Origin of the sequence: Amycolatopsis nivea (assembly GCF_004522235.1) — a bacterium.
Classification (GTDB): Bacteria; Actinomycetota; Actinomycetes; order Mycobacteriales; family Pseudonocardiaceae; genus Amycolatopsis; species Amycolatopsis nivea.
On record NZ_SDLT01000001.1, the window covers coordinates 31,591 to 50,432 of the forward strand.

18 protein-coding genes and 1 riboswitch are annotated in these 18,842 nt (G+C 69.6%); of the genes, 10 read left to right on the forward strand and 8 right to left on the reverse strand.

Annotated elements, in window-relative coordinates; genetic code table 11:
* The first annotated feature begins 38 nt into the window (after window positions 1–38).
* Both EIZ44_RS00160 and EIZ44_RS00165 read left to right on the forward strand, forming a co-directional pair.
* Window positions 39–383 carry an STAS domain-containing protein gene (locus tag EIZ44_RS00160; RefSeq protein WP_037811322.1) on the forward strand — a complete coding sequence of 115 codons (345 nt, stop codon included), beginning with the start codon at window positions 39–41 and terminating at the stop codon, window positions 381–383.
* A gap of 61 nt (window positions 384–444) precedes the next feature.
* The gene (locus EIZ44_RS00165) at window positions 445–813 is read left to right on the forward strand and encodes an SPW repeat protein (RefSeq protein WP_037811323.1); all 369 of its coding nucleotides are present in this window, start codon (window positions 445–447) and stop codon (window positions 811–813) included.
* A 2-nt stretch (window positions 814–815) separates the two neighbouring features.
* Here the strand turns inward: EIZ44_RS00165 and EIZ44_RS00170 are convergent, their stop codons facing one another.
* Window positions 816–1,562, reverse strand: coding sequence for an SRPBCC family protein (locus EIZ44_RS00170; RefSeq protein ID WP_134727323.1), 747 nt, complete (start codon window positions 1,560–1,562; stop codon window positions 816–818).
* A 126-nt stretch (window positions 1,563–1,688) separates the two neighbouring features.
* Between EIZ44_RS00170 and EIZ44_RS00175 the strand changes: the two genes are divergently transcribed.
* A complete protein-coding gene (locus EIZ44_RS00175) occupies window positions 1,689–3,437 on the forward strand; it encodes a pyruvate dehydrogenase (protein WP_037811325.1) in 1,749 nt (582 codons plus the stop codon).
* A gap of 285 nt (window positions 3,438–3,722) precedes the next feature.
* On the opposite strand, the gene EIZ44_RS00180 is transcribed toward EIZ44_RS00175, so the two are convergent.
* The 3 genes from EIZ44_RS00180 to EIZ44_RS00190 all read right to left on the reverse strand — a co-directional run bounded on the left by EIZ44_RS00180 (window position 3,723) and on the right by EIZ44_RS00190 (window position 8,130).
* On the reverse strand, window positions 3,723–5,612 hold the full coding sequence (locus EIZ44_RS00180; protein ID WP_205673015.1) for an ABC transporter ATP-binding protein: 1,890 nt from the start codon (window positions 5,610–5,612) through the stop codon (window positions 3,723–3,725).
* 113 nt (window positions 5,613–5,725) lie between these two features.
* The gene (locus tag EIZ44_RS00185) at window positions 5,726–7,459 is read right to left on the reverse strand and encodes an ABC transporter ATP-binding protein (RefSeq protein WP_134727325.1); all 1,734 of its coding nucleotides are present in this window, start codon (window positions 7,457–7,459) and stop codon (window positions 5,726–5,728) included.
* Between the two features lie 44 nt (window positions 7,460–7,503).
* Window positions 7,504–8,130: a TetR/AcrR family transcriptional regulator gene (locus tag EIZ44_RS00190; RefSeq protein WP_037811329.1), complete on the reverse strand. Its 627-nt coding sequence runs from the start codon at window positions 8,128–8,130 to the stop codon at window positions 7,504–7,506.
* 124 nt (window positions 8,131–8,254) lie between these two features.
* Between EIZ44_RS00190 and EIZ44_RS00195 the strand changes: the two genes are divergently transcribed.
* The 4 genes from EIZ44_RS00195 to EIZ44_RS00210 all read left to right on the forward strand — a co-directional run bounded on the left by EIZ44_RS00195 (window position 8,255) and on the right by EIZ44_RS00210 (window position 10,973).
* Window positions 8,255–8,620, forward strand: coding sequence for a VOC family protein (locus EIZ44_RS00195; RefSeq protein ID WP_134727326.1), 366 nt, complete (start codon window positions 8,255–8,257; stop codon window positions 8,618–8,620).
* Entirely contained in the window at window positions 8,617–9,567 is a 951-nt protein-coding gene (locus EIZ44_RS00200) for a S41 family peptidase (RefSeq protein WP_134727327.1), read from the forward strand. Before EIZ44_RS00195 ends, EIZ44_RS00200 begins: the two co-directional genes overlap by 4 nt.
* A 96-nt stretch (window positions 9,568–9,663) precedes the next feature.
* Window positions 9,664–10,536 carry a non-homologous end joining protein Ku gene (ku, locus tag EIZ44_RS00205; RefSeq protein ID WP_037811333.1) on the forward strand — a complete coding sequence of 291 codons (873 nt, stop codon included), beginning with the start codon at window positions 9,664–9,666 and terminating at the stop codon, window positions 10,534–10,536.
* Between the two features lie 230 nt (window positions 10,537–10,766).
* Window positions 10,767–10,973, forward strand: a complete 207-nt coding sequence (locus tag EIZ44_RS00210; protein ID WP_037811335.1) for a hypothetical protein — start codon at window positions 10,767–10,769, stop codon at window positions 10,971–10,973.
* 174 nt (window positions 10,974–11,147) lie between these two features.
* Here EIZ44_RS00210 and ahcY read toward each other — a convergent pair whose 3' ends face one another.
* On the reverse strand, window positions 11,148–12,608 hold the full coding sequence (ahcY, locus tag EIZ44_RS00215; RefSeq protein WP_134727328.1) for an adenosylhomocysteinase: 1,461 nt from the start codon (window positions 12,606–12,608) through the stop codon (window positions 11,148–11,150).
* A 106-nt stretch (window positions 12,609–12,714) separates the two neighbouring features.
* Here ahcY and EIZ44_RS00220 point away from each other — a divergent pair, with 106 nt between their 5' ends.
* Window positions 12,715–13,473 (forward strand): class I SAM-dependent methyltransferase, encoded by a 759-nt coding sequence (locus tag EIZ44_RS00220; RefSeq protein ID WP_134727329.1) that lies wholly within the window; start codon window positions 12,715–12,717, stop codon window positions 13,471–13,473.
* A gap of 37 nt (window positions 13,474–13,510) precedes the next feature.
* Window positions 13,511–13,588: riboswitch (S-adenosyl-L-homocysteine riboswitch) on the reverse strand.
* Between the two features lie 57 nt (window positions 13,589–13,645).
* Here the strand turns inward: EIZ44_RS00220 and EIZ44_RS00225 are convergent.
* The 3 genes from EIZ44_RS00225 to EIZ44_RS00235 all read right to left on the reverse strand — a co-directional run bounded on the left by EIZ44_RS00225 (window position 13,646) and on the right by EIZ44_RS00235 (window position 16,015).
* Entirely contained in the window at window positions 13,646–14,707 is a 1,062-nt protein-coding gene (locus EIZ44_RS00225; protein WP_134727330.1) for a DNA polymerase IV, read from the reverse strand.
* 122 nt (window positions 14,708–14,829) lie between these two features.
* Window positions 14,830–15,093 carry a DUF3040 domain-containing protein gene (locus tag EIZ44_RS00230; protein ID WP_037811598.1) on the reverse strand — a complete coding sequence of 88 codons (264 nt, stop codon included), beginning with the start codon at window positions 15,091–15,093 and terminating at the stop codon, window positions 14,830–14,832.
* A 157-nt stretch (window positions 15,094–15,250) separates the two neighbouring features.
* Window positions 15,251–16,015 (reverse strand): right-handed parallel beta-helix repeat-containing protein, encoded by a 765-nt coding sequence (locus EIZ44_RS00235; RefSeq protein WP_134661790.1) that lies wholly within the window; start codon window positions 16,013–16,015, stop codon window positions 15,251–15,253.
* 153 nt (window positions 16,016–16,168) lie between these two features.
* On the opposite strand from EIZ44_RS00235, the gene EIZ44_RS00240 reads away from it, so the two are divergent.
* Both EIZ44_RS00240 and EIZ44_RS00245 read left to right on the forward strand, forming a co-directional pair.
* Window positions 16,169–17,950, forward strand: coding sequence for a serine/threonine-protein kinase (locus EIZ44_RS00240; RefSeq protein ID WP_167753921.1), 1,782 nt, complete (start codon window positions 16,169–16,171; stop codon window positions 17,948–17,950).
* The gene (locus EIZ44_RS00245) at window positions 17,947–18,771 is read left to right on the forward strand and encodes an FHA domain-containing protein (RefSeq protein ID WP_134661788.1); all 825 of its coding nucleotides are present in this window, start codon (window positions 17,947–17,949) and stop codon (window positions 18,769–18,771) included. Before EIZ44_RS00240 ends, EIZ44_RS00245 begins: the two co-directional genes overlap by 4 nt.
* Window positions 18,772–18,842 lie beyond the last annotated feature (71 nt).

Consider the following 18,842-nt stretch of genomic DNA (forward strand, 5'->3'; position numbering starts at 1 on the left):
GGTTTGCCCGGGCCGCGCGGACGCGTACCGTTCCGCCAATGGGTGCTCGCGGGGCTGCCGGTCTGACCGTCTTCACCAGCCGGAGGGACGGGGACATCGTGCTGGTCACGGCGGCGGGGGAGATCGACATCGCATCGGTGGGGCAGTTCCGCTCCGCGCTCTCGGCCGCCTCCGGGGCAGGCGGCAAACTGGTGGTGGACCTGTCGCGGGTCGGCTATCTCAGCTGTGCCGGGCTGCGCGCGCTCGAAGAGACGAGCCGCGCCCGGCCCGCGCTTTCGATCGTGGCGACCGGACCGCTCGTGCTGCGCGCTTTCGCCGTCTCCGGGATCGAGGCCCCGGTGCGCAGCGGCCTGCGCGAGGCGTGCGCCGCCGCGGGGGCGTGAATCCCCGGCCGGAATCTGGGTACCCGTGGGGTGAAACCGAGATCTGCTGAGGTGATCCCAGATGTCCACCAGCACGATGTCCGGCAAGACCGCGGTCTCCGGGGGCGCAGCGGGCCTCGCTGTGCTGGCCGGGCTGTACCTGATCGCCGCGCCGTGGCTGCTGCGCTTCGGCGGGGCGGCCGAACTCGCGGTGAGCAACACGGTCGCCGGGCTGGCGATCGTCGTTTTCGCTGCCATGCGGGCGCGGGATTCCGGCGCGCAGGCGCTGACCTGGGTGCTGCCAGTGCTCGGGGCGTGGGCCGCGGTGTCTCCGTTTCTGCTTCGCTACGGCGACGAGACGCTGCCGTCGACCGGAGCGGTGATCGGCAACGTGATCGCCGGAGTCCTCGTGGCGGCCGGCGGCGCGGCGTTGCTGCTGCGCCGCCGCTGACGTCAGCTGAGCGCGTCGGCGAGCCAGCGGCTCCAGACCGCGGTTTCGGCGGTCTCGTCGACGGCCGGCCGGAACAGGTGATGTCCGACCGCGACCGGCATGCCGAGCAGCGACCGTTCGTGGAACCGGTAGAGGGCGTCCTCGGTGCGGACTCCGGCGTAGTTCGGGGTCGAGTAGTCGAGGACGCCCTCGACCACCTCGTCGCCGACGCTGAACTGGACCGGTTGCCCCGCTGAGGGTTCGGCGGGCAAACCCAGCGCCGCCAGCAGCTTCGGCCAGGCGTCGCGGCTCGCCGACGAGGCCGGGCCGTCCGCGGTCACGTACGTCGCGAAGCGGCCGGGGAAGTGCGCCAGCAGTTCGGCGAGCGTGTGCAGGTACATCTCCCAGCCGACGGCGAAGGACTCGTGGTACTCGTCGTCCCAGCCGTCCTGGACGAACCCGCGGTGCACGAATCGGAGTACGGAAGTGCCGTCTTCGGCCGCTTCCACGAGGAACTCCATCGCGTCGAACGTGCCGTCCTCGGCGGCTTCGCCCCGGTAGGCGAACCTGCGCGGGGGATCCCACGCGGTGATCTCCGCCTCGGTGCGCATTTCGCCGAGGCTGAACCGGATCCGCTTCGCCGCGGCGTCGACCTCGTGGCGGCCCATGAACCACGAGTCGATGCCCGGCCCGGTCGCGACGGCCTCCCACACGGCCTCGGGCTCCGCGGGCAGCTGAACCTCTTTGCGCACCTCGAACTCGCGTGGCATCTGCGGCGTCCCTCCTCGTGGTCGTCCCGATCACCGTGCCATTGACAACAATACCTGTCAATGCGGTGGCGGTTCCCCTGATCGGTGCCAGACTGCGAAGGGACTCTCATGAAGGGACGCAGAAGCATGGCGACGGTGGCCGACCAGTTGATCGACGTTCTGGTGCAATCCGGGGTGCGCCGGATCTACGGGGTGGTGGGCGACAGCCTCAACCCGGTGGTGGACGCGGTGCGCCGCACCGGGGGCTCGGCGCGCGGCGGGATCGACTGGGTGCACGTGCGCAACGAGGAGGCCGGCGCGTTCGCCGCCGCGGCCGAGGCGCAGCTCACCGGGCGGCTCGCGGTGTGCGCGGGCAGCTGCGGGCCGGGCAACCTGCATCTGCTGCAAGGGGTTTACGACGCGCACCGCTCGGGCGCGCCGGTGCTCGCGCTCGCGTCGCACATTCCCTCCACGCAGATCGGGACCGGGTTCTTCCAGGAGACGCATCCGCAGCAGCTGTTCGCGGAGTGCTCGCACTACTGCGAGATGGTGAGCTCGCCGGAGCAGATGCCGCGGCTGGCGCGGATCGCGGTGCAGAACGCGGTCGGGCGTCGCGGGGCTGCGGTGCTGGTGCTGCCTGGGGACGTATCGCACGAGCCCGCCGCACACGCCACCGGGGAATCGGCTTCGCTGGGGAGCCCGCCTGCTGTGGTGCCTGCCGAGGCTGACATCGCCCGTCTCGCCGATCGGATCGATCGGGCCGAGAAGGTGATGATCATGGCGGGTGCTGGTTGTCGCAATGCGCACGACGAGGTGCTCGCGCTCGCGGAGGCGGTCGGGGCGCCGGTGGGGCATTCGTTGCGGGGCAAGGAGTTCGTGCAGTACTCGAATCCGTTCGACGTGGGGATGAGCGGGTTGCTCGGGTACGGGGCCTGCTACGAGGCGATGCACGAGGCTGATCTCGTGTTGCTGCTGGGCACGGACTTCCCGTACGACAACTTCCTGCCGCAGCGGAATACCGTGCAGGTGGACATCGATCCGGCGCGGATGGGGCGTCGGTCAGTGTTGGAGTTCGGGGTGCAGGGGGACGTCGGGGCGACTATCCGGGCGGTGCTTCCTCGGTTGCGCGAGCGCAGTGATCGGTCGTTCTTGCATGCCATGCTGCGCAAGCATGAGCGGGGGCTGCAGCGGGTGGTCGATGCCTACACCAATGAGGTGTCGAAGCACATTCCGTTGCATCCGGAGTATGTCGCCGACGTGCTGGATGAGGAAGCTGCTGAGGACGCGGTGTTCACTGTGGACACTGGGATGTGCAATGTGTGGGCGGCTCGCTACATCACGCCTAATGGTCGGCGGCGGATTCTCGGGTCGTTTGTGCACGGGAGCATGGCTAATGCGTTGCCGCATGCGATTGGGGCGCAGGCTGCGGATCCTGGGCGGCAGGTTGTCGCTATGTGCGGGGATGGTGGGCTGGCGATGTTGATGGGGGAGTTGTTGACGCTCAAGACGCATGGCTTGCCCGTTAAGGCTGTGGTGTTCAACAACTCTTCGCTCGGGATGGTGAAGCTGGAGATGCTCGTGGACGGGTTGCCGGAGTTCGGCACCGACCATGATCAGGTCGATTTCGCGGGGATTGCCCGGGCGGCCGGGTTGTATGCGCGGCGGGTGGAGAAGCCTGGCGAGGTTCGGGACGGGATCCGGGATATTCTGGCGCATGACGGGCCTGCGGTGCTGGATGTGGTTACGGATCCTAATGCGTTGTCTATTCCGCCTAATATTACTGCTGCGCAGGTTAAGGGGTTTGCGTTGGCGGCTAGTAAGACGGTGTTGAGTGGGGGAGTGGGGAAGATGCTGGAGTTGGCTAAGTCTAATTTGCGGAATATTCCTCGGATTTGAGGGGTTGGTGCTGGGCGGCTCGTCGCCTGGCGGCGACATTGCGCACGGTGGTTGCGTGGGGCACCCCGAAGTTTGATTGTGCTGACGGTTCGGGGGTGCTTGTCAAGGCGGGAAAGATGCCTTGACAAGCACCCCCGAACCGCAGGGGAGCTTCGTATCGGGGTGCGGGGGAGGGCTGGGTGCCTCGCTCGTTGGGTGCATCGGCTGCGGTTTAGGGCCGTGAGGGGAACCCTGAGGGAATTGGATTCCCTCAGGGTTCCCCTCACGTACGTGGGTTTGCTTTTTTTATTCGGTTTCTGCCATGGCTTCTGCGAATTGGGCTGCGTACAGGCGGGAGTAGGCGCCGCCTGCGTTGATGAGGGTTTCGTGGTTGCCTTGTTCTACGATGTTGCCGTTTTCCATTACCAGGATTACGTCTGCGTCCCTGATGGTGGAGAGGCGGTGGGCGATCACGAAGCTCGTGCGGCCGGTGCGCAGGGAGTTCATCGCGTGCTGGATCAGGACCTCGGTGCGGGTGTCCACCGAGCTGGTCGCCTCGTCCAGGATGAGGATCGCCGGCTTTGCCAGGAAGGCTCGGGCGACGGTGATCAGCTGCTTTTCGCCTGCGCTGACGGTGCCGCCCTCGTCGTCCAGGACGGTGTCGTAGCCGTCGGGGAGGGTGCGGACGAAGCGGTCCACGTAGGTTGCCTTCGCGGCTTCGATGACCTCTTCGCGGGTCACGTTGTCCGCGCCGTACGCGATGTTTTCCGCGATCGTGCCGCCGAACAGCCAGGCGTCTTGCAGGACCATGCCCGTCTTCGAGCGCAGTTCCTCGCGGTCCATCGCCTTGATGTCGACGCCGTCCAAAGTGATCCGGCCGCCGTCGATTTCGTAGAAGCGCATCAGGAGGTTGACCAGCGTGGTCTTGCCCGCGCCGGTCGGGCCGACGATCGCGACCGTGTGGCCGGGGTCGACCGACAGCGACAGGTCTTCGATCAGCGGCGTGTCCTTCAGGTAGCGGAACGACACGTGCTCGAATTCGACCTGCCCGCGCACGACCTCCGGGCGCTGCGGGCGCTCCGGCTCCGGTTCCTGCTCCTTGGCGTCCAGCAGCGCGAACACCCGCTCGGCCGAGGCGACGCCGGACTGCAGCAGGTTCGCCATGCTCGCGATCTGGGTGACCGGCTGGCTGAACTGGCGCGAGTACTGGATGAACGCCTGCACGTCGCCCAGCGTCAGCGTGCCCGAAGCGACCCGCAGGGCGCCGACGACCGCGACCAGCACGTAGCTCAGGTTGCCGATGAACATCATGCCCGGCTGGATCGTGCCGGAGATGAACGACGCCTTGAAGCTCGCCTCGTACAGCGCCTCGTTCTGCTGCCGGAAGACCTCCTCGGCCTCCTTGCCCCGGCCGAAGACGTGCACCAGCGAGTGGCCCGAGTACATCTCCTCGATGTGCGCGTTGAGCTTCCCGGTCGTCGACCACTGCCGGATGAACTGCGGCTGCGCGCGTTTGCCGATCTTGGCCGCGACGAACACCGACACCGGCACCGTCAGCAGCACGATCGCGCCCAGCAGCGGCGAGATGACGAACATCATCACCAGCACGCCCAGCACGGTGAACAGCGACGTGACGATCTGCGACAGCGTCTGCTGCAGCGACTGCGCCAGGTTGTCGATGTCGTTGGTGACCCGGCTCAGCACCTCGCCGCGCGGCTGGCGGTCGAAGTAGCGCAGCGGCAGCCGCGCGAACTTCTCCTCGATGTCCTGGCGCAGCCGGAACACCGCGCCCTGCACGAGGTTCGTCGTGAGCCGCGCCTGGATGACGCCCAGGAACGACGCGAAGACGTACAGCGCCAGCACGATCATCAGCACCTGGCCGACCGCGGTGAAGTCGACGCCGTGGCCGGGCATCAGGTCGACGCTGGTGAACATGTCGGCCAGGGTGTTCTCCCCGCGCGCCCGCAGGCCCTCGATCACCTGCTCCTTGGTCGCGCCCGCGGGCAGGTGCCTGCTGGTCACGCCGGCGAAGATCAGGTCCGTCGCCCGGGCCAGCACCTTCGGGCCGAGCACGGTCAGCGCGACGCCGATCGCGCCGAGCACCAGCACGCCGGTCAGAGCCGCCCGCTGCGGGCGCAGCAGCCGCAGCAATCGCGCGAGCGAGCCTTTGAAGTCGAGGGCTTTCTCCGCGGGCATGCCCGCGGACATCATCCGGCCGGGTCCCGCCGTGGGTTGCGGCCGGGTCTTGTCGCGCGCGACGGCGGCTGGTTCGTCGTCGTCGTGCGCGGTCGCGGTTTTCGTTTCCTCGCTCACGCCGCCTCCTGCTCGGTCAGCTGCGAAAGCACGATTTCCCGATAGGTTTCGTTGGTGTCCATCAGCTCGTGGTGGGTTCCGGTGCCGACGACGCGGCCGTCGTCGAGCACGATGATCCGGTCCGCGCCGCGGATCGTGCTGACCCGCTGCGCGACGATGACGACCGTCGCGTCCCGGGTTTCTTCGGTGAGCGCGCGGCGCAGCGCGGCGTCGGTGGCGTAGTCGAGCGCGCTGAACGAATCGTCGAACAGGTAGATCTCCGGCCGGTGCACCAGCATCCGCGCGATCGCGAGCCGCTGCCGCTGCCCGCCCGAGACGTTGGTGCCGCCCTGGGCGATGGGGGAGTCGAGGCCCTGTTCCATCCGTTCGACGAAGTCCTTGCCCTGCGCGACTTCCAGCGCGTGCCAGAGCTCTTCGTCCGTCGCGTCCGGATTGCCGTAGCGGAGGTTGCTGGCGACCGTTCCGGCGAACAGGTACGGCTTCTGCGGCACCATGCTGACCACCGACGACAGCACTGTCGGGTCGAGCCGGCGCACGTCGACGCCGTCCACCCGGACCGAGCCCTCGGTGGCGTCCATCAGCCGCGGGATCAGGTTGAGCAGCGTCGTCTTGCCGCTGCCCGTGCTGCCGATGATCGCGGTGGTCTCGCCGGGCCGGGCGAACAGGGAAACGTCGTGCAGCACCGGCTTTTCCGCGCCGGGGTACCGGAATCCGACGCCGGTCAGGTCGAGGTGACCGCGCTCGGCCCCGGCCGCGACCGGCTCGTCCGGCGGGCGCACGCTCGACTCGGTGTCCAGCACCTCGGTGATCCGCTCGGCGCTGACCTCCGCGCGCGGCACCATCATGAACATGAAGGTGGCCATCATGACCGCCATCAGGATCTGCAGCAGATAGGCCAGGAACGCGGTGAGCGCGCCGATCTGCATCGCCCCGCTGTCGACCCGCTGCCCGCCGAACCACAGCACGGCGACGCTCGACACGTTCACCACCAGCATCACGGTGGGGAACATCAGCGCGATCAGCCTGCCGACCCGCAGCGACACGGTGAACAGCTCGTCGTTGGCCCGGCCGAAACGCTCGCGTTCGTGCTTGTCCCGCACGAACGCGCGGATCACCCGGATGCCCATGATCTGCTCGCGCATGACCTGGTTGATCCGGTCGAGGCGCACCTGCATGAGCCGGAACGCCGAGCGCATCCGCATGACGATGAGCCCGATCGCGACGCCCAGCACCGGCACGATGACGACGAGCAGCGACGACAGCGGGACGTCCTGCTGCAGCGCGAGCAGGATGCCGCCGACGCACATGATCGGCGCGGACACCATCAGCGTGAAGGTGAGCGCGGCGAGCAGCTGGATCTGCTGGACGTCGTTGGTGGTGCGGGTGATCAGCGACGGCGTGCCGAATTTCCCGATCTCGCGGGCGGAGAACGCCTGCACCCGGTGGAAGACTCCGGCGCGGATGTCGCGGCCGACGGCCGAGGCGGTGCGGGATCCGTAGTAGACGGCCCCGATCGACCCGGCGATCTGCACCAGCGTGATCAGCAGCATCACGCCGCCGATCTTCACGATGTAGCCGGTGTCGCCTTTGACGAGGCCGCCGTCGATGATGTCGGCGTTGAGCGTGGGCAGGTACAGCGCGGCGATCGTCTGCACCAGTTGCAGCGCGACGACGACCCACAGCGCCGCCCGGTAAGGGCGCAGGTAGCTGCGCAACAGTTTGACCAGCACGGTCGGGTACTCCCCCAAAAAAAGTGAATGGCGTCGGTTCGGGTCTAGCGGGCCGCGGCGGGCGCGGCGAGTGCCGGCATCCCGGCGGCTGCCTCCCGCAGGAGGCCGGTGAAGGCCGATACGAACTCTTCGTCGGAGTAGTCCGAATTGAGCCAGGTTTCGAAGGCGATGCGCGAAGCGTTCTGCACAATGCTCGCCATCAGCCGGGCGTGCAACGGATTTGCGTGCTCGCCGGCCCGCTCGGCTATGGCGTCGGCCAGCACCCGCTCGACGGTGGCGAACGCGCGCAGCATCTCGGCGAACAGCGCGCCGTTTTCCATCAGCGCGCGGACCCGCCGCACTTGCTCGCGTTTCGGGCGGTCGTCCTCGTTGAACCGGGTGATCGAGGCGTTGACGACCGCGTCCCACAGCGGCTCGTCGGCTGGCCTCGCCAGGAGCGCTTCGCGCACGTTCTCCTGCCGTTCGACGATGAACGCGCAGACAGCTTCCTCCTTGCTGGAAAAGTAGTTGTTGAAGGTGCGCGGGGAGACGCCCACCTCGTTCGCGATGTCCTCCACCCGCAACTGGTCGACGCCCCGCTCGAGCGCGATCCGGAGCGCGGCTTCGGCGAGTGCCCTCCGCGCGGCTCGTTTCTTGCGCTCGCGCAGGCCCAGGGGTGCGGTGGTGGTCACCGGGTCGAGAGTAGCAGCGAAAGTTGCGCGATGCGAAAAATTATGCGGACCGCGAAAAGTTGCGTTCTCGCAGGGGGTGGGTCGAGGTGCGGGGACGGCGTTCTCGCTGTGCCAGGATGAACACATGTTCGAGGGACTGCGCACGGTCGTGTATCCCGCCGCCGATCTGGCCGCGGCCAAGGAGTGGTGGACGCGGGTGCTCGGGGTGTCGCCGTATTTCGACGAGCCGTTCTACGTCGGGTACAGCGTCCACGGCTACGAGCTGGCCCTCGATCCGAACGGCCGCGCGGAAAACGGCGACGGTCCGGTGACGTACTGGGCAGTGCCCGACGTGGAAGCCGCCGTGGCGAAGCTGATCGAGGAGGGCGCGGCCGAACACTCAGCGGTGACCGATTTCGGCGGCGGGATCCGCACCGCACTGGTGCGCGCGCCGGACGGGAACCTGGTCGGGGTGATCGAAAACCCGCATTTCCCGGGCACTCCGGCTTGAGAAGAGCGCTGGCCGCGGCCGTCGTGCTGGTGCTGCTCGGCACCGGACTGGTCGCGGCTCAGTCGTCGGCGCCGACGCCGCGGACGTATCTTCTCGGCGCGCTGAACCTGCTGCGGACGCACTCGATGGACCGGGACCGGGTGGACTGGCCGCGCGTGGAGGCCGAGGCGTTGCGTGCCGCGGAAGGGGCTTCGACCTTCTCCGAGACCTATCCGGCGATCCAGACGGTGATCTCCGAACTGGGCAATCAGCACACGAAACTGCTCAGCCCCGCGCAAGCGAAGGCACCGCTCGCGACGACGATCGCGGTGCCGTCGAGCCGGGTCGAGAACGGCGTCGCGATGCTGACGATTCCCGGCCTCATCGCCGACCCGGCGGGCGAGCGCCGGTACATCCAGGCCGGGGCAGCGGCGCTGCGGGCGGTCGAAGCGCAGGCGACGTGCGGATGGATCGTCGATCTCCGCGACGACACCGGCGGCACCATGTGGCCGATGCTGACCGTGCTGGCCCCGTTGCTGGGGGACGGCGTCGCGGGCTCGTTCGCCGGGCCGGGGCTGGCTCCGAAGTTCTGGTCCGTCCGGGACGGGCGATCCTGGTCGGGCGAGCACCCGGGCACGGAAGAGGTCAATCCGGTCCGGCTGAGCCGCCCGGCACCGCAGGTCGCGGTGCTGACGTCGCGTGTCACCGCGAGTTCGGGCGAAGCGACGCTGATCGCCTTCCGCGGGCTCGCCCGGGCCGCGACGTTCGGCGGCCCCACCGCGGGATACGCCACTGGCAACGAAGTCTTCGACCTGGCAGACGGGGCGAAACTGCTCGTCACGAGCGTGGCCGACGTAGACCGGACCGGGCGGGTCTACGGGGCGGTCCCGATCGCGCCCGACTTCCCGACGCAGGACCCGGAGACCGCCGCCGGTGAGTGGCTGCGCACGCGCGGCGCCTGTGCGTAGGGGCCCGGACCTGCGCGGACTGTCGGATTCGGACGATCGCGGCTACGGTGGTCACCGAGCGTGAATACGTACCGGCGGACGGCGGAGGTGCGCGGCATGCGGTCGATGTGGAAGGGCTCGGTGTCCTTCGGGCTGGTCAGCATCCCGATCCAGCTGTACGCGGCGACCGAGAACAAGAACGTGTCGCTGCGCCAGGTGCACGTCGCCGACGGCGGGCGGATCCAGTACAAGCGGTTCTGCTCGATCGACGGCGAGGAGGTGCCCTACTCCGACATCGCCAAGGGCTACGAGCTGCCCGACGGCGAGATGGTCGTGATCACCGACGCCGACCTCGCCGAGCTGCCGCTGCCCACCCAGCGTTCGATCGACGTGCTCGAGTTCGTGCCGCTGGAGTCGATCGACCCGATCCGGTTCGACCGCACCTACTATCTGGAGCCGCAGAAGAACGCGGTGAAGCCGTACGTCGTGCTGCGCGACGCGCTGCAGAAGGCGAGCCACGTGGCGATCGCGAAGGTCGCCGTGCGCCAGCGGGAGAGCCTGGCGCTGCTGCGCGTCGTGGACGACGTGCTCGTGATGACCACGATGCTGTGGGCCGACGAGGTCCGGGTTCCGGATTTCCCGTTCCTGCACGAGGATCCGCCGCAGGTCCGCCCGCAGGAGGTGACGATGGCGGGGTCGCTGATCGACTCGCTGTCGGAGCCGGTGTTCGAACCGGAGAAGTACTCGGACTCCTACCGCGAAGCGCTCGAGGCGATGATCGAGGCGAAGGCGGGCGGCGGCGAGACGGTCGGCGCGCCGAAGCAGGGGGAGAAGGCCGAGGTCGTCGACCTGATGGCGGCGCTGGAGGCGAGCGTGTCGGCGGCGAAGAAGACCCGCGGGCCCGCCAAGGAGACGAAGAAGGCGGCCGGCGACGGCAAGGCGGCGGCGAAGAAACCGGCGTCGCGGGCCCGGCGGCCGAAGAGCGCCTGAGTCCGCCGCCGGATGTTCCGTGCCGCGGAACAGTGAAATTTCACTGCTGCCGTCCGGAAAATGCCGATCGTCACGCCGGGTGAGCGACTGCGGCGGACTTCACCGGACCGGGGCGCCGACACGCCGCCGGGTATCCTGCGACGGCGAGATTTCCAGTGGTACCAAGGAGGAGTCCGGCCCCGGAGCAACGGGGCCGGGGACCCGAATACCTGAGCGGAAGGCGGCTGAGCATGGAGTGCGCGTTCTGCACGAGCGGCATCGACCACTGTCACGGCACCCTGGTGGTCCACCCGGACCGCGGGTTCAGCGAGTGCACCGATCCGTCCTGCCTCGACCTGGACCGGGTCCGGCACGGCCTGATCATCGACTGTCACACCCTCGACGCGGGGTGCGCCTGCACCGGAGCGGAGAAATCCCTGCTGCGGCAGGCTTCCTGACCGTCGCCGGGGCCCCGGCCGCCACGCTGCGCGGCCGGGGCGGCTTTACCCGATCGGGTAGCTTGCCGTGTACAAGCTGCTTGGCGATGTGCTAACACTACCGGGGGTCCTTCGGCTCTCCCTCCCCCTCGGAGCCGGAGGACCCCTTTTTCCCCGGCGAGGCCGGCGGCGCGGTCAGTAGCGGTAATGGTCCAGTTTGTACGGTCCGTCCACGTCGACGCCGATGTACTCCGCCTGTTCCTTGCTCAGCTTGGTCAGCCGGACGCCGAGCGCGTCCAGGTGCAGCCGCGCGACCTTCTCGTCCAGGTGCTTCGGCAGCCGGTACACGTCGTTCGCGTACTCGCCGGGCTTGGCGAACAGTTCGATCTGCGCGAGCACCTGGTTCGCGAACGACGCGGACATCACGAACGACGGGTGCCCGGTCGCGTTGCCGAGGTTCATCAGCCTGCCCTCGGACAGCACGATGATCGCGTGCCCGTCCGGGAACCGCCACGTGTGCACCTGCGGTTTGACCTCGGTCTTGACGATGCCCGGGACCTTCGCCAGCCCGGCCATGTCGATCTCGTTGTCGAAGTGGCCGACGTTCGCCACGATCGCCTGGTGCTTCATCCGCCCCATCTGCGCGGCGGAGATGATCCCGAAGTTGCCGGTGGTGGTGAGGAAAATGTCGGCGCGCTCCACGACGTCGTCGAGTTCGACCACGTCGAGCCCGTCCATCGCGGCCTGCAGCGCGCAGATCGGGTCGATCTCGGTCACCACGACGCGCGCGCCCTGTCCGCGCAGCGCCTCCGCCGCGCCCTTGCCGACGTCGCCGTACCCGCACACGACGGCGTACTTCCCGCCGATCATCACGTCCGTGCCGCGGTTGAGGCCGTCCGGGAGCGAATGGCGGATTCCGTACCTGTTGTCGAACTTCGACTTCGTGACCGAGTCGTTGACGTTCATCGCCGGGAACAGCAGTTCGCCGGTAGCCGCGAGCTGGTACAGCCGGTTCACGCCCGCCGTGGTCTCCTCGGTGACCCCGCGCATCGCGCCGGCGATCCGGGTGAACCGCTGCGGGTCCTCGGCGAGGCTGGCCGCGAGGGTGCGCAGCAGGATCCGGTAGTCCTCCGGGTCGTCCTCGTGCGCGGCGGGCACCGCGCCGGCTTTCTCGAACTCGGCTCCCTTGTGGACGAGCAGGGTCGCGTCGCCGCCGTCGTCCAGGATCATGTTCGGCAGTTCGCCGCCGGGAAAACGGAACAGCTGGTCGGTGCACCACCAGTATTCGTCGAGGGTCTCGCCCTTCCACGCGAAAACCGCGGTGCCCTCGGGACGCTCCGGCGTGCCGTTCGGACCGACGACGACCGCCGCGGCCGCCTCGTCCTGGGTGGAGAAGATGTTGCAGGACACCCAGCGCACCTCGGCGCCGAGCGCGACGAGCGTTTCGATCAGCACCGCGGTCTGCACAGTCATGTGCAGCGAGCCCGCGATGCGCGCGCCCTTGAGCGGCTGGGCGTCCGCGAACTCGCGGCGCAGCGCCATCAGGCCGGGCATTTCGTGCTCGGCGAGGTCGAGCTGGATGCGTCCCGCCGCGGCGAGCGACAGGTCGGCGACCGCGAACTCCAAGGCGTCGACGGTACGCAGGGTGGGCGACATTTTTCCGTTCCTTTCAGGGGTTTTCGGGCATAGCGGAGCACGGGCGCCGTGCCGGTGCCCGGAAAAGGGAGGCGCGCGCGGTGCGGATCAGGCGAGAATGGCGGGCATGGCAGAGCGCGCGTTGAGTTTTGGGGCAGTGGCGGAGGCGTACGAGCGGTACCGCCCGGGATATCCCGCCGAGTTAGCCGAAAAGGTGCTGGACTACGCGGGTGCGCCGGTCGCCGGCGCCCTCGAAATCGGGGCGGGGACAGGGAAAGCGACCCGGTTGTTCGCGGGACGGGGGATCGCGGTCACCGCGACCGATCCGGATCCGGCGATGCTCGCCGAACTGCGCAAGCACCTGCCCGCCGACGTCGAGACCCGCCGCGGCGCGCTGGAGGACCTGCGGCCGGACCGGCGGTACGGGCTGGTGTACTCGGCCGCGGCACTGCACTGGACGGACCCGGCCGGGCGGTGGCCGCGCATCGCCGCCCTGCTCGCGCCGGGCGGGGTGTTCGCGTCGATCGGCGGGCCGATCGGGCCGGCGGATCCCGTTGTGCGGAAAGCGGTCGACGACGCTCAGGCCCCGTTCCTGGAGAGCGCTGAGGTCCCGTCGCCGGACGGCACGCCGCCGGAGAACGCACTGCAGTGGCCGGGCACGGAACTCGAGCAGTCCGAGTTGTTCGCCGACGTCCGGCAGGTCGTCGTCCAGGAACGGATGACGTTCAGCGCGGATGAGCTGATCGGGCTGTTTTCCACGGTTTCGGTGTACCGGGTGCTGCCGGATTCGGTGCGAGAGCAGGTTTTCTCGCGGATCCGGCAGGTCCTGCCGGAGACGGTCGACATGGTCGCCGACCACACGGCCCACCTCGCGCGACGGCGCTGAGGCGACCGGAACAACCAGTGGCACGCGACACCTCCTGAACCAGGAGGCGCCCTTCTCTCGAAGTCCCGCGGGCCGAGCGTGGCGGGGAAACCCCGTCGCAGCGCCTCTCGGCCCGGAGCCGCGCCCCGGCGGGCGCGTCGGTTCCCACCTTGGCAAGCCCGGTCGGGGCCTGTCAAGCGCGCGGGAATTCGGCGCGGACGCCGAGCAGCCGCACCGGTTTGCCGAAAGCGAAGCGGCCCAACAGGTCTTGCGCCGCCGCGGCGAGCACCGCCGGATCCGACGACGGTGCGGGCAGCGTCACGCTGTGGGTGTGGGTGAGGAACGGCGCGAACCGCACCTTGACCGCGCCGCGCGCCGCGGGACGTCCCTCGTCGGCGACGTCCTGCGCGACGCGCCCGGCCAGGCTCGCGGTCTCCCTGGCGATGGCGTCGGGGTCGGTGAGGTCTTGCTGGAATGTCGTTTCCCTGCTTCGGGAACGCGCGACGTACGGGGTCGCGCTCACCTCGGCGTCGCCGATGCCGCCGGCCAGCAGCCGGTACCACGGACCAAGCTTCGGCCCGAACCGCGCGGCGAGCGCGTCGGGGTCGGCGGCGGCGAGGGCGAGCACGGTGGAATACCCGGCTTCGGCGAGTTTCTTCGCGGTTTTCCGGCCGATTCCCCATAACGCGTCAGTGGGCCGTTCCGCCATGACATCCCACCAGTTTTCCTGGGTGAGCCGGTAGATTCCGGCCGGTTTCGCGAACCCGGTGGCGAGTTTGGCGCGGAGCTTGTTGTCGCCGATTCCGACCGAGGACGAAAGCCCGGTTTCCTCCTCTATGCCGCGCCGGATTTCGGCGGCGAGCGCTTCGGGATCGTCGGCGGTCGCGCCGAGGAAGGCTTCGTCCCAGCCGAGCACCTCGACGACCACCGGGAACTCCCGCAGCCGGGCCATGACGCGGTCGGAGACCTCCTGGTACGCCGGGGCGTCGACGGGGAGGAGGACGGCGTCCGGGCAGCGTTTGACGGCCAGCCGCAGCGGCATGCCGGAGTCGACGCCGAACTCGCGCGCCTTGTATGACGCGGTCGCCACGACGGCGCGCTCGGCCGGATCGCCGTTCCCGCCGACGATCACCGGCCGCCCGCGCAGCTCCGGCCGCCGCGCGACCTCGACGGCGGCGATGAACTGGTCGAGGTCGACGTGCAGCACCCAATCGGACACTGGACCAGTGTGCGGTGCGCGGGCCCGGCGGCGCATCCGGAGGTGCCGGGCCGGTTGGTCGCGTGGTGTCCGCGCGGGAAGTACGTGAGGGGAACCCTGGGGGAATCAGATGCCCGGAGGGTGGCCCTCACGGACTTCTCCGGGCCGATCGGGCGAAGTCACCCGCGGCAGCGCGCGACGTGCGCCGCGACCCCGCCCGCCGCGGCGAAGAGGGCACAGACGGTCAGCGCCGGGCTCGACGCGGCGATCCCGGCGACCAGGAGACCGCACGCGGCGACGTCCAGCAGGATCGCGAACGCGGTCAGCAGCGCGGCTGAGCGGGCCGGTTTGCCGCGGCGCAGGGCGGCGGCCAGCTCCGGGTCGCTGGTTTCGAACCAGCGCTCGATCTTGTCCAGCTCGACGCGTTCGTGGTGACTGAGCATGGAGTCTCCTTCGGCGGCCCGCGTGCCGTCCCGGAGGAAGTACCCGCCCCGTGCCCTGGTGAACCGCGTCACCCTCGATTCACCCGACTGCCCGAACTCCGCGCGGAATCCGGCGGTTCCGGTCACGGTGCGCGGTCGGCCGGACCGTCCACAAAGGTCACGGAGCGCAAGCGGGCTCCGGTCCGGTGTAGCCCTCCCGTGACGAATCGTCGATGCCGACCTCGCACGGGATCGACGGGTCCACGCGGTTGCCTTCGACGTGGGCTCCGGTGGAGTGGATGGCCAAGCCGATCGCGTGGTCCGGGCCCGCCGCGAAGGTGTTGCCGGTGATGGTGGCCTGCTGGACGTCCTCGAACATCAGCGTCTGCGACGCCACGAGCGTTTCGCAGAAATTGTCCTTGATCAGGAAATCCGTGGTGTGGCCTTTTCCGTCGCCTTCGCCGTCGTTCGGGCCTTCCGCCATCAGGCACATGTTGTCGATTTTCTCGCAGCGGTTTCCTTCGATCTGGACGTGATTGCTCGGCGGGCTGTCGCTGGAGAAGGTCTGCATGCAGTCGGCGTGCGCGCCGTCGCGGTTCGAGGTCTGGCTGATCGTGTTGTGCTCGATGGCGATGTAGTCGCCGAAGAACCGGATGCCGTCGCCGTCTCCGCCTTGCGGGGCGGTGATTCTGGTGTTCTTCAGCGTCACGTGATTGCCGCGGATTTCGACGCCGGGCGCGGACGGTCTTTCGAGGGTGAATCCGTCGACGACGACCCAGTCGGCGTCGACGTCGATGCCGGGGACGGACCTTCCGCCGCCGGAATAGACGCGCGGGTGGTCCGGTGTGCCGCCCGCGGTGATGTGCAGCCGGGAACCGGCGTGCGCGGACGGGGCGAAAGCCGCGGCCAGCACCGCGGTGACGGCCAGGACGAGGGTGCGCATGGGTCTCCTCTTCTTCGCTCGGACGGGGGACGCGGCGAAGATAGGGCCGGGCGGCGGGAGGGGTCCCCGGGCCGCTTCCGGCGAACGCGCGTGATGCAGTATCGTTACTGCGAGTTACCTCACAGGGGTCGGACCACGCCGAGGGGAGCGTCGGTGCACGGGGACCAGCTCATCGCGGACCGGTACCGGCTGCTGGAGCGCGTCGGCAGCGGCGGCATGGGCGTCGTCTGGCGGGCGCGCGACGACCGGCTCGGCCGGGAGGTGGCGCTCAAGCAGGCGCGGCTGTCCGACGTGGTGAGCGGGCGGACGCTGCGCCGCGAGGCCCGGCTGGCGGCCGGGGTGCTGCACCCGAACGTGGTCACCTTCTTCGACGTCGCCGCCGACGGGGACGAGCTGTGGCTGGTGATGGAGTACGTCCCGGCGCGCAGCCTCGCGGAAATCCTCGCCGCGGAAGGAAGACTGCCCGCGCGCACGGTCGCCGAGATCGGCGTGCAGATCGCGGCGGCGCTCGGCGCGGTGCACGCGCACGGCATCGTGCACCGCGACGTCAAGCCGGGCAACGTCCTGATCGCCGCCGACGGCCGCGCGAAGCTCACCGATTTCGGCATCTCCCGTTCGGTCCGCACGGACGAGACGGTCACCGATTCGCCGCTCATCGGCGGCACGCCGGACTACCTCGCCCCGGAGGTCGCGCAAGGGCATCCGCCCACCGCGGCCTCGGACATTTTTTCCTTGGGGGCAACGCTTTTCGCCGCCGTCGAGGGCGCGCCGCCGTTCTCCGGCGGCAACGAGTACGCCACCATCCGCCGGGTCGCCGAGGGCGCGGTCCCGCGGGCGCGGCACGCGGACGGTCTCGCGCCGGCGCTGGAACTGCTGATGCGGCGCGACCCCGCCGAACGCCCGACCGCGGTGTCGGCGGGGGAACTGCTCGCGGAGGGAATCGACGCGCTGCCGGTCGACGTGCCGAAACGGCGGCGCACCCGGCGCGGGCTGCTGCTCGCCGGAGTGGCGGCCGCGGCGGTGGCGGTCGTGGTCGCCACGTATTTCGTGACGCGCCCGGCCAAGACCGAGGCGACTCCGCCGGCGGCGCAGCCGAAGCTCGGAATCGGTCCCGACCCGCGGGCCGCCGACCCGTGCCGGCTGGTCGATCCCGCGCCGCTGAAGCCGTTCGGCGATGCGGAAGTGGTTCCCGACTACGGGAACTTCAACCGCTGCGACGTGCTCCTGCACCGCGGCGACCTCCAAGCGGACGTCCTGGTCGAGCTGGAAGACCCGCCGGGTTCCGCGATCGAGGGCACGCAGTCGAAGTCCGGGCCGTTCGCGGTTTTCGCCGCGTCGTCGCCGGACCAGTGCGAGCGGACGATCCAGCTGCAGGACCGGTTCGCGGTGAAGGTGACGGCCAAGCAGGACGACGGGTACCACCTCGACCTCTGCCGGGCCGCTGACACCGCGGTCGCTTCGGCGACGAAAGCCATGGCCGCGGCTGGGGTTCCGCCGCGCGCGACGGCGTTCCCGGCGGGTTCGCTGGCGTACGTGGACGCGTGCTCGCTGCTGGACTCGATCGGGATCTCCGCAACGGCCGGGGTCGCCGCCCCGGTCCAGATCGAACGCGGCTTCGGCGGCTGGTGGTGCGACTGGAAGAGCCCGGCGAGCGACCGCTCGGTCACCGTCATGTTCGACCGGGACCAGCCGCCGGACAGCACGACCGGCCAGCTCGTGCAGGTCGGCGGGCACGACGCGTATCTCAAGACCGACGAGTTCGCGACGGACACCTGCCAGGCGGTCCTCGTCTACCGTTTCTACACCGACGCGCACGGGGACCCGAGGGTGGAACGCCTTCGGGTCGTGGTGCACGGAAAACCGCCCTCGGAGCGGCTGTGCGCGCCGGTGTCCACATTGGCCGGTTCGCTGGCCGGAAAGCTGCCGAAGACATGACCGCGTTTCCCGGCGGCCCGCCGGAAGAGCTGGGCCCGGACCACGGCAGCCTCGCGCACGGCGTCCCGCCCTCGCCGCCGGGCACGATCTTCGCGCTCGCGGTGACCGGCGGCGTGCGGATGCCGCCGCGCGACGGCAGGCAGGTCCTGTTCGGGCGCAACCGCGACGACGTGCACGTGTGCGTCGGCGAGGACGACCGGAAGGTCAGCCGGCAGCAGGGCTTCCTGGTGCGCCGCCGGGATTCCTGGTGGATCCACAACACCGGGAAGCTGCCGATCCGGCTGCCCGGTTCGCGGCTGCTGTTCCCCGAGGAGGAACCGGTGCCGCTGGCCGAGGGCTACACCGCGGCGTTCGTGCGCGGTTCGGCCGGGCGCGAGCACCTGCTGGAGGTGTACGTCGCGGGCGCGGACGGCCGCCGTCCGGATTCGCGGCCGCAGGACGTCACCGAACCGCCGCGGATGTGGCGGCTGACGCCGGACGAACGGCTCGTTCTCGTCTCGCTCGCGCAGCGGTATCTGCTGCAGGACCAGTACCCGCAGCCGCTCGCGTGGCGGCAGGTCGCGGCGCAGCTGTCCGAGCTGAAACCGGAGGGGCGCTGGAGCGGCAAGCGCGTCGAGCATCTCGTCGGCGCCGTGCGCGCCCGGCTGGCCCGCGCCGGGGTGGCCGGGCTGACCAGGGAAGAGGTCGGCGAACCGGTCGGGAACGCGCTCAACGACAACCTCATCAAGGAACTCCTGCTGTCGACCTCGCTGGTCCCGCCGGACCTGGCTTTGCTCGAACCCGGCGATGATCCGGGAGGGGTCCCGGCCCCGCCTGCTTGACTCGCGGTGCGCGGCGGATCCGGCCCCGCGCCCCCGGCGGGCCGTCGCGGCCGACCGGGGTCCGGCAGCGG

Excerpts from the sequence above, each read along its gene's own strand:
- EIZ44_RS00225 (WP_134727330.1), bottom strand. The coding sequence starts at position 14,707 with ATGCGCCGCCGGGCCCGCGCACCGCACACTGGTCCAGTGTCCGATTGG.
- EIZ44_RS00160 (WP_037811322.1), top strand. The coding sequence starts at position 39 with ATGGGTGCTCGCGGGGCTGCCGGTCTGACCGTCTTCACCAGCCGGAGG.
- EIZ44_RS00195 (WP_134727326.1), top strand. The coding sequence starts at position 8,255 with ATGTTCGAGGGACTGCGCACGGTCGTGTATCCCGCCGCCGATCTGGCC.
- EIZ44_RS00165 (WP_037811323.1), top strand. The coding sequence starts at position 445 with ATGTCCACCAGCACGATGTCCGGCAAGACCGCGGTCTCCGGGGGCGCA.
- EIZ44_RS00235 (WP_134661790.1), bottom strand. The coding sequence starts at position 16,015 with ATGCGCACCCTCGTCCTGGCCGTCACCGCGGTGCTGGCCGCGGCTTTC.
- ahcY (WP_134727328.1), bottom strand. The coding sequence starts at position 12,608 with ATGTCGCCCACCCTGCGTACCGTCGACGCCTTGGAGTTCGCGGTCGCC.
- EIZ44_RS00175 (WP_037811325.1), top strand. The coding sequence starts at position 1,689 with ATGGCGACGGTGGCCGACCAGTTGATCGACGTTCTGGTGCAATCCGGG.
- EIZ44_RS00180 (WP_205673015.1), bottom strand. The coding sequence starts at position 5,612 with ATGCCCGCGGAGAAAGCCCTCGACTTCAAAGGCTCGCTCGCGCGATTG.
- EIZ44_RS00245 (WP_134661788.1), top strand. The coding sequence starts at position 17,947 with ATGACCGCGTTTCCCGGCGGCCCGCCGGAAGAGCTGGGCCCGGACCAC.
- ku (WP_037811333.1), top strand. The coding sequence starts at position 9,664 with ATGCGGTCGATGTGGAAGGGCTCGGTGTCCTTCGGGCTGGTCAGCATC.
- EIZ44_RS00220 (WP_134727329.1), top strand. The coding sequence starts at position 12,715 with ATGGCAGAGCGCGCGTTGAGTTTTGGGGCAGTGGCGGAGGCGTACGAG.
- EIZ44_RS00210 (WP_037811335.1), top strand. The coding sequence starts at position 10,767 with ATGGAGTGCGCGTTCTGCACGAGCGGCATCGACCACTGTCACGGCACC.
- EIZ44_RS00230 (WP_037811598.1), bottom strand. The coding sequence starts at position 15,093 with ATGCTCAGTCACCACGAACGCGTCGAGCTGGACAAGATCGAGCGCTGG.
- EIZ44_RS00170 (WP_134727323.1), bottom strand. The coding sequence starts at position 1,562 with ATGCCACGCGAGTTCGAGGTGCGCAAAGAGGTTCAGCTGCCCGCGGAG.